At 28.6% G+C, this 9,942-nt stretch carries 9 protein-coding genes; 7 read left to right on the top strand and 2 right to left on the bottom strand.

Features of this window, described 5'->3' with window-relative positions; translation table 11 throughout:
- Positions 1–56: 56 nt before the first annotated feature.
- Entirely contained in the window at positions 57–2,537 is a 2,481-nt protein-coding gene (locus BN6774_RS05060) for a DsrE/DsrF/DrsH-like family protein (protein WP_066890750.1), read from the top strand.
- Between the two features lie 107 nt (positions 2,538–2,644).
- On the opposite strand, the gene BN6774_RS05065 is transcribed toward BN6774_RS05060, so the two are convergent.
- On the bottom strand, positions 2,645–3,622 hold the full coding sequence (locus BN6774_RS05065) for a methyl-accepting chemotaxis protein (protein WP_066890753.1): 978 nt from the start codon (positions 3,620–3,622) through the stop codon (positions 2,645–2,647).
- A 4-nt stretch (positions 3,623–3,626) separates the two neighbouring features.
- Positions 3,627–4,337 carry a DUF2225 domain-containing protein gene (locus BN6774_RS05070; RefSeq protein ID WP_066890756.1) on the bottom strand — a complete coding sequence of 237 codons (711 nt, stop codon included), beginning with the start codon at positions 4,335–4,337 and terminating at the stop codon, positions 3,627–3,629.
- 152 nt (positions 4,338–4,489) lie between these two features.
- Between BN6774_RS05070 and BN6774_RS05075 the strand changes: the two genes are divergently transcribed.
- From BN6774_RS05075 to BN6774_RS05100, 6 genes are all read left to right on the top strand, one after another.
- Positions 4,490–5,281 (top strand): GTP diphosphokinase, encoded by a 792-nt coding sequence (locus tag BN6774_RS05075; RefSeq protein ID WP_066890758.1) that lies wholly within the window; start codon positions 4,490–4,492, stop codon positions 5,279–5,281.
- 171 nt (positions 5,282–5,452) lie between these two features.
- On the top strand, positions 5,453–6,388 hold the full coding sequence (locus tag BN6774_RS05080) for an ABC transporter permease (protein ID WP_066890760.1): 936 nt from the start codon (positions 5,453–5,455) through the stop codon (positions 6,386–6,388).
- Complete coding sequence (locus BN6774_RS05085) at positions 6,388–7,341, top strand: iron chelate uptake ABC transporter family permease subunit (RefSeq protein ID WP_066890762.1); 954 nt, start codon at positions 6,388–6,390, stop codon at positions 7,339–7,341. The genes BN6774_RS05080 and BN6774_RS05085 overlap by 1 nt, the downstream gene beginning before the upstream one ends.
- Entirely contained in the window at positions 7,338–8,093 is a 756-nt protein-coding gene (locus BN6774_RS05090; protein WP_066890767.1) for an iron ABC transporter ATP-binding protein, read from the top strand. The genes BN6774_RS05085 and BN6774_RS05090 overlap by 4 nt, the downstream gene beginning before the upstream one ends.
- Positions 8,094–8,182: 89 nt before the next feature.
- The gene (locus tag BN6774_RS05095; protein WP_066890770.1) at positions 8,183–9,136 is read left to right on the top strand and encodes a siderophore ABC transporter substrate-binding protein; all 954 of its coding nucleotides are present in this window, start codon (positions 8,183–8,185) and stop codon (positions 9,134–9,136) included.
- A gap of 295 nt (positions 9,137–9,431) precedes the next feature.
- A partial coding sequence (locus BN6774_RS05100; RefSeq protein ID WP_066890773.1) for an NADH peroxidase occupies positions 9,432–9,942 on the top strand: 511 nt, incomplete at its 3' end.

A 9,942-nucleotide genomic window follows, 5' to 3' on the forward strand; every position in this document is an offset into this window, starting at 1 on the left:
TAAATATCATAATATATTAATATAAAGATTTATATTATAAGGGAAGGAGTAAAAAAATGAGACAAAAAGTATTAGTGGTTGGAGGAGTAGCTGGAGGAGCATCAGCTGCAGCTAGGTTAAGAAGATTAAGAGAAGATATGGATATTGTAATATTTGAAAGAGGTGAATATATTTCTTTTGCAAATTGTGGACTTCCATATTATGTAGGTGAGGTTATAAAAGAAAGAGATGCTTTATTACTTCAAACTCCACAAAAAATGAAAGATAGATTTAATATAGATGTAAGAGTAAATAGTGAGGTTATAGAAGTAGATTCAATTAATAAAAAAGTTAAAGTCAAAAATATTAATGGAGATTATGAAGAAACTTTTGATTATTTAGTATTATCACCAGGAGCAAAACCTATAAGACCAAATTTGCCAGGAATAGATAGTGAGAAAATTTTTACAGTTAGAAACATATCTGATATAGATAAAATTAAAGCATATGTGGATAATTCCGTAACTAACTCAGCTATTGTTATAGGTGGAGGATTCATAGGAATCGAAATGGCTGAGAATCTTAAAGAAAGAGGAATAAATGTAACTTTAATTGAAGCAGCTCCTCATGTATTGGCACCATTTGATTCAGACTTTTCTAATATTATTGAAAAAGAATTAAATGATAATGGAATAAGTATAATTTTAAATAATAAAGTTATTGCTTTTAAGGATGAAGAAAACTCAATTAGTGTAGTTCTTGATGATGAAAGAATGATTAAAGCTGATATGGTTATTTCAGCTATAGGTGTAATACCAGACACTAATTTTATAAAAAATAGTGGAATAAACCTTGGAGATAGAGGTCATATAGTAGTTGATGATCATATGGAAACAAATATAAAAGGAATATATGCGGCTGGAGATGCTGTAGTGGTTAAAGACTATGTAAATGGTAAAGAAGCTTTTATTCCATTAGCGGGACCGGCTAATAGACAAGGTAGAATAGTTGCGGATAATATTGCAGGTTTAGATTCTGAATATAAAGGAAGTCTTGGAACATCAATAATAAAAGTTTTCGATATGGTTGCAGCTGCTACAGGAAATAATGAAAGAACATTAAATAGATATGGCATAAAATATGAGAAAGTTTATTTGCACCCAATGAGTCATGCTGGATACTATCCAAATGCCATTCCATTAACTATTAAGGTTATTTATGATGTAGAAGGCAAGATATTAGGAGCTCAAGCATTAGGGTATGATGGAGTAGATAAATTTATAGACGTAATTGCAACAGCTATAAAATTTGGTGGAAGAATGGAAGATCTAGAGGAGTTAGATTTAGCTTATGCACCACCATTTTTATCAGCTAAATCACCAGCTAATATGGCAGGGTTCATGGCAGAAAATCAAAGAAAAGCCTTAGTAGATTTAATAAACATAGAAGATATAAAAAGTTTAGATTTTGAAAAGCAAATTCTTTTAGATACAAGGGATAAAGAGGAAGTGGAGTTAGGTAGAATAGAAAATTCAATTAATATACCATTAAATGATTTAAGAAATAATTTAGATAAGCTAGATAAAAATAAGGAAATAATAGTTTATTGTGCAGTAGGTCTTAGAGGTTATATAGCAGCTAGATTGTTAAAGGCCAATGGATTTAAAGTTAGAAATTTAAATGGCGGATATAAAACTTATTTAAATTTTGACTACAAGGCAAAAGTAATAGAGTTTAATAATGAGAAGGAAGAGGATTTAGTAATGAAGGAAGTTGCAATAGACAAGGTTAGAGAATTAAATGCTACGGGATTATCATGTCCAGGACCATTAATGCAAGTTAAACTAACTATGGATAGTATGTTTGATGGGGAAGTGTTAAAGGTTAGAGCATCAGATCCAGGATTTTATAGAGATATAGAAGCTTGGTCAAAGAAAACTAATAATAGATTATTAAATATAGAAAAAGACAAGGGAATAATTGAAGCAACAATTATGAAGTGCTCAAATCAGCTTTTAAATAAAGAAGAAATGCAAGAAAAGATGATGAATAACTTCCAAAACAATAATTTACCATTAGTTCCAGTGAAAGATGGGCAAACTATGGTGGTATTTAGCGGAGATTTGGATAAAGCTATAGCATCCTTTATAATTGCAAATGGAGCAGCAACTATGGGGAAAAAGGTTACAATGTTCTTTACCTTCTGGGGATTAAATGTTCTTAGAAAGCCTGAAAAGGTTAATGTATCTAAAAATATTATTGAAAAGGCATTTGGAGTTATGATGCCAAGAGGAAGTAAAAAATTAGGTTTATCAAGAATGAATATGGGTGGTATGGGAGCCAAAATGATTAGAGGAGTCATGAATAATAAAAACATTCAATCCTTAGAAGATTTAATGGAGGCAGCTATAAAAAATGGAGTAGAAATAGTAGCATGTACTATGTCTATGGATGTTATGGGGATTAAAAAAGAAGAATTAATAGATGGAATTACTTATGGTGGGGTTGGATATTACTTGGGTCAAGCAGATGACTCAAATATTAATTTATTTATATAAAATACTAATATTTTACTCTACTAAAGTTACAGGGAAAATTTAATGGGTTGTCAAAGACAACCCATTTTTATATTTTCATTCTTAGTACACAATTTTAAATATACCTATTAATTTATTTGATTATTTAATGAATAAATAGTGTTGTTTAAATCCTCAAGGTTTCTAGTTTGTAAATCCATATTTGCTGCAATTTCTTCTGAAACAGCTGAATGTTCTTGAGATAAAGTAGTTACCTTTTCCATTATGGATAAAACATCGTCTTTTTCTGAAGAAGCAGTAGTTAGATTTTCTATGCAACTATCTATTTCCTTAACTGATTCATTAATTGAAGCTTTTATATTAGTAAAACTTCCTTTTGTACTTTGTAAAGTTTTTTGTTGATTATCAACAGCAACACCACCAGCTTCCATAGCTTTTGAAGCATCTAATATGTCTGTTTTAATATCATCTAATATTTTAGTTATACTTTCAACGGATTGCTTAGAGTTTTCTGCAAGCTTTCTAACTTCACCAGCAACTACTGAGAAACCTTTACCAGCTTCACCGGCTCTTGCAGCTTCTATAGCAGCATTTAAAGAAAGTAAATTTGTTTGACTTGCAATTTGGCTAATAGAATCAGTAATGGTATTTACGGATTCAAGTTTAGACACTAGAGAATTTACAGTTGAACTAACTGTTTTAAAAGCTTGCTGTAAAGCATTTAATGAATGATCTAAATCAGTAAATGTATTTAATCCCTCATCTGCTACCTTATCAGTATCTAAAACAGTTATTTGAACATTAGTAATATTATAAGCTAACTGTTCCATACGATTATTAAAGGTTTCTAATATATTTCTAGCATTATTAATTTCTTCAGCTTGTGTCAAACTTGCACTTGTTAAAGCTGATAATGAGCTATTAACATCATGAATAGCAGTAGATATATTAGAACTACTTTCACTTAATTTAACCATCTCATCTTTTAAACTCTCATTAGTATTTTCTCTTTCAATAATTTCAGTAGCTGCAACCTCGTCTAAAATAGTATTGTTAGAATCATTTGATATTACAGCTTTCTTATTTTTCTTAGAAAATAAACCCATTTTTCTACCTCCTAATTTTATCTTTTCCATCTCTAGCCATTTCTTTTACTTTTTGAGGTGCACCTATAGATGTAATGACTTCAGAAAACCATCTTAAGGCTGTTTGTTCTTCTCCAATTCTCCTATTTATTTCTCCAATAAGAAACATAATTGAAAATCTGTCTAATCCATAGACTGGTAGCTTCTCGTTAGTATATGTATCATTGAAAGCAACTAGTGCTTGTCTTAAAAAATTGTTTTCATTAGCTTCATCAGATAATAATCTAAACATCCACGCTATTTTTAGGCAGATCATTGCCTTAGTACTTGATTTACTTTCAATTACTAAGGAATTAAGTAAAGCTAATTTATATCTTTCTATAGCTACATTTTCATTAAAGGGAATTGGATAGTCTCTACTAACCCATTTTGGAGTAATATTATCTTTAACTAGCTTAGTTTGAAAATTTCTTATTTTTTCAAAATCTGATTTTAGAGCAGCATAACCGCAATTAGGGCATAACCAAACCTCGTAAAGGTAGGGATTTTCCACAGAATATCTAATGAAAAAGTCCGAATCCTTTGAGGTAATTCTTGGAGCATTAACCTTAACTGCAGGTGTTTTAAAGACATTATCACAAACTGGACAAGTAATTTCTTTTAAAAATATGTTTTTACTATGTATATTATTATCTTTGTTAATTAAATCTTTATTACTTTTTAAAGAGTTTATCATCTGTTATCACCTCGTAATTCTACATATATCTAATTATAGCATAATATAGGAAAAATGTAGATATAAGAAATTATTTTATATAAGAATTAGATTACACATTATAAGTTTTTTGATATAATAGTTAGGGTGAAGTTTGAAAAGGGTGATATAAGATGGTAATTCATGATTGGAAAAGTTTTTTTATGCCTTATGAACAGGCAGTAGATGAATTAAAAGTTAAACTTAGAAGCATAAGAAAGGAATATAGAAAAAAGAATGAATATTCACCTATAGAGTTTGTTACAGGTAGAGTAAAAGAAATTTCTAGCCTTTTAGAAAAAGCAAATAAGTTTGGTATACCAGTAGATAGACTTCAATACGAAATTGAGGATATAGCTGGTATAAGAATAATGTGTCAGTTTGTAGATGATATAGATAAGGTTGTAGAAATAATAAGATGTAGAAAAGATATGCAAATTCTTTACGAAAAGGACTATGTAAGAGGCGTAAAGGAAAGTGGATATAGAAGCTATCATATAATAATAAAATATCCTGTAAACATGGCAGAAGGACAAAAGGAGATATTAGCAGAATTTCAAATAAGAACCTTAGCTATGAATTTTTGGGCCACTATTGAACATTCTTTAAATTATAAGTATAAAAAACAATTGCCAGAAATGGTAAGGGAAAAGCTAAAGAAAGCAGCAGATGCAGCTTTTGAATTAGATGAACTTATGTTAGATATTAAAGATGAAATTAAAGATGCACAAAAATTATTTGAAATTAAATCAGATATCATTACTAATATTATGCATAATATATTAAGTTTAAGATCTTTAGGAAAAAATGCTGAAGCAAGTAGATTTGAAAGCTCTTTAAATAAGTTAGTAGAAGATGGGGAAATAAATGAGTTAAATAATTTATTAGTTTTAGTGAAAAAAGAAGTTAATAGATATAAAGATTAAAATAAGATATATAGGAACGATATAATTTTCTATTTTATACCGTAGTTACGGAATAAGAAATTATGTAGTTTCTATTTTTTTATTTCCAAAATACATATTGACAATGATAATCCTTATCAATTATAATAATACTCAGTTGATATAAATTATCAAATGACAGGAGTTGAGTTTATGGCTAAAAAATCTTTATGGATTATAACTATATTACTATCAATAATTTCAATTTTTGTTGGAGTAATAGATATAAATATATTTAATCTTACCTCAGAGGATGTACAAGTCCTTATGATAAGCAGACTTCCAAGATTAATAAGTATATTAGTAGCTGGAGTTGGAATGAGTATAAGTGGAGTTATTATGCAGCAAATAAGTAATAACAAGTTTATTTCACCAAGTACTGCAGCAACTGTAGATTCAGCACAGCTTGGAGTTTTATTTTCAATGATAATATTCACTTCAGCAAGTTTGTTTGAAAAAATGATTTTAGCTTTTATTTTCTCAGTAGCAGGTACTTTTATATTTATGACTATACTTAAGAAAATAAAGATAAAAAGTGTAATATTTATACCATTAGTAGGGATTATGCTTGGAAATGTAGTGGGATCTATAACAGATTTTTTTGCATATAGATTTAATTTAACTCAAAGTATGGGAGCACTTTTACAAGGAAGTTTTTCAACTATTTTAAAAGGGAACTACGAAATTCTATATCTAAGTATTCCATTAGTTATAGTAGCTTTTTCTTATGTACATAAATTTACTTTAGCAGGTATGGGGGAAGAGATGTCAGTAAGTCTAGGACTTAATTATAAAAGAGTAACTAATTTAGGAGTAGTAATAGTTGCATTAATTTCTTCTTTAGTTGTAATAACTGTAGGTAGTTTACCTTTTGTTGGGCTTGTAATACCTAATATAGTTTCTATATGGAAAGGTGATAATTTAAAAACTAATATGCCACTAGTAGCACTTTTAGGTGCAAGTTTTGTATTAGCTTGTGACATAATTAGTAGAATTATAATAGCACCTTATGAAATTCCTATTAATTTAACTATAGGTGTTATTGGTGCAATAATATTCCTTTACTTAATTTTTAGGAGGAATAATTAATGAGTAAGAATAAAAAACAAATAATAACAATGTCAATTATAGCAATAGTGTTTTTAACTCTTTTCGTAGTCTGGGGACTAACTGCTAAAAATTATAGATTTAATTTATCCTTAAGAATTCCTAAAGTATTAGGTATTTTAATTGCAGCTGGAACTATTTCAGTAGCTTCTATACTATTTCAAACAATAACAAATAATAGAATTATAACACCAAGTATTATAGGATTGGATTCTTTATATAGTTTAGTTCAAACAATTGTGGTTTTTACCTTTGGTTCAACATCAATTTTTATGGTAAATAAAACAGTTAACTTTTTAGTATCAGGTACATTAATGGTTATGTTATCAATGATTTTATTTAAGGTAGTTCTTAAGAAAAGTAAAAATAATATATTTTTCTTACTTTTAGTTGGGACAGTGGTTGGAACCTTATTTAGGAGTATGTCTTCATTTATGCAGGTTTTAATAGATCCAAATGAATTTGATGCACTTCAAGCAAAATTATTTGCATCATTTAGTTTGGTTAATACAAAAATAATATTAGTTTCAATTGTAATACTTATAATAGTGGCCTTTGTATTATATAAGGATTTTAGTAAGTTAGATATTATGTCTCTAGGAAGAGAACAAGCTATAAACTTAGGTGTTAATTATGATAAATTTAGCAAAAAAATATTAATTATTGTTGCTATTTTAGTTTCATTATCAACAGCTTTAGTTGGACCAATAACTTTCTTAGGAATATTAGTTGTTAACTTGACCTATGAAATAACAAAAACTTATAAACATTCAGTTCTTCTTATAGTTGGTACTCTTATAAGTATAATAGCCTTAGTAGGTGGACAATTCCTTGTTGAAAGGGTCTTTGTATTTAATACAACTATAAGCATAATAATAAACTTTATTGGTGGAATTTACTTTATAAATCTATTATTAAGGGAGAGTAAGCTATGATAGAAATAAAAAATATAAATAAAAGTTACGGAAATAAAAAGGTTGTAGATAATGTTTCTTTTAATATAGAGGAAGGAAAGATAACTTCTTTTATTGGGCCAAATGGCGCTGGTAAAAGTACTGTTTTATCCATAATATCAAGACTTTTAGATGCAGATTCAGGAGAAGTATTTATAGATGGTAAAGAAATAAAAGAGTGGAATTCAAAAGAGTTATCTAAGAAGCTTTCTATATTAAAACAAAGCAATAATTTGAATATAAGATTAACTATTAGGGAACTTGTTTCTTTTGGAAGATTTCCATATTGTGAAGGGAAGCTTCAAAAGGAAGATGAAAAAATAGTGGACAATGCTTTAGAATACATGAAGCTTATAGATATTCAAGATAAATATCTTGATGAACTAAGTGGAGGACAAAAGCAAAGGGCATACATAGCTATGATAGTAGCTCAAAATACAGATTATATTCTTTTAGATGAACCATTAAATAATTTAGATATGAAGCATTCTGCAGAAATGATGAGGATGCTAAGACAAATGGTGAATGACTTTGGAAAAACAATAATAATTGTTATACATGATATAAACTTTGCATCTTGCTATTCAGATAATATAGTAGCACTAAAGGATGGAAAGTTAGTAAACAACACAACAACAGAAGAAATGATAACAGAAAACAACTTAAGCTGTTTATATGATATGAACTTCAATATTAGAGAAGTAAATAATCAAAAAATTTGTGTTTATTTTTAAATATTTAAATAAAGAGTTTTTACAAAAATTTTATACATCAAATTATTAATTTAACTGTCCTAATGACAGTAAAAATGGAGGTATTATTAATGAAGAAAAAATTTATAGCTATATTAGGTATGGTTATGGCGTTATCTATAGGTATTATGGGATGCTCTAACAAAGGAACAGAAAGTAATGGAGTAGCTCAAGATGAAAATAAAACTGTTGTTGTTACAGACCAAAATGGTGAAGTAGAAGTTCCAGTTAATCCAAAAAATGTTGTGGTATTAGATTACGGTTCATTAGATATAATGAATAAGCTAGGGGTTGAGCCAGTAGCTTTACCAAAGGGATCATTACCAGAATACTTATCACAATATAAGGATGATAAATATGTTGACTTAGGTTCTTTAAAAGAGTTTGACCTAGAAAAAGTAAATGCAGCAGAACCAGATTTAATTATAATAGAAGGAAGACAAGAAGCCTACTATGAGGATTTAAAGAAAATTGCTCCAGTTTTATACTTAGGTACAGTTAATAATGATATATTTGCTTCTGCAGAAAACAATGCAAAGATTTTAGGTAAGGTGTTTAATAAAGAAGAAGGTGTAGCTTCAGAATTAGATTCTTTAAATAAGAGATTAGAAGTAGTAAAGTCAAAGGTTGAAGAAAATAATTCAACTGCTTTAATGACAATGTTTAATGAAGGTTCATTATCAGCTTATGGTTTAGGCTCAAGATATGATATGGTTTATAGTAAATTTGGGTTTAAAGTAGTAGATGAAACAATAGAATCAGCAAAGCATGGACAAGAAATATCATTTGAATATATTAAAGAAAAAAATCCTGACTATTTACTAGTTTTAGATAGAGGAGCTATTACAGGAGCTCAAGCATCTGTTAAAGAAGCTATGGAAAATGAACTAGTTAAGACAACAAAAGCTTATGAGAATGGAAATATAGTATATGTTGAACCACAGGCATGGTATGTTGGTGGGAGCGGTTTAATGGCTATAGATACTATAATTTCCGATATGGAAACAGCGATAGGAATAAAATAGAAATTAAAAATAAAGAAAGTATAAAAAGTTTACTAATATTAGGAACTATTTATACTTTCTTTTTTTATTAAATATACTTAGTAAAATAAGTTTTTGATAAATTATTAATAAAAATCTTGTTTTGATGATTAAAATTATAATTAAATACATGTATTTTATATTTTTAATAAAAATCACTTTATATATTTACAATGGATAATTATTATTATATAATAATAAATGTCAAAAGGATTTGATATGAATTAAGGAAATAAATTAATGAAATAAATTTATATAAATTAGGAGGAGTTAAATTATGAAAAAATTTGTTTGTACAGTATGTGGATACGTTCATGAAGGAGATATGGCACCAGAGGTTTGTCCAGTATGTAAAGTTGGAGCTGATAAGTTTATCGAGCAAACTGGAGATTTAAAATGGGCTGATGAGCACAGAGTAGGAGTAGCTAAGGATGTAGATCCAAGAATTATGGAAGGATTACAAGCTAACTTCGTAGGAGAATGTACAGAAGTAGGAATGTACTTAGCAATGTCAAGACAAGCTGATAGAGAAGGATTCCCAGAAGTTGCAGAAGCATATAAGAGAATAGCATTTGAAGAAGCAGAACACGCTGCAAAATTTGCTGAACTAATCGGAGAAGTAGTTGTAGCTGATACAAAAGCTAACTTACAAGCTAGAGTTGATGCAGAGCACGGAGCTTGCCAAGGAAAAATGGATTTAGCTAAATTAGCTAAAGAATTAAACTTAGATGCAATCCATGATACAGTTCATGAAATGTGTAAAGATGAAGCTAGACACGGACAAGCAT

It is taken from the genome of Clostridium nigeriense, from assembly GCF_900086595.1.
GTDB classification, from domain to species: domain Bacteria; phylum Bacillota; class Clostridia; order Clostridiales; family Clostridiaceae; genus Clostridium; species Clostridium nigeriense.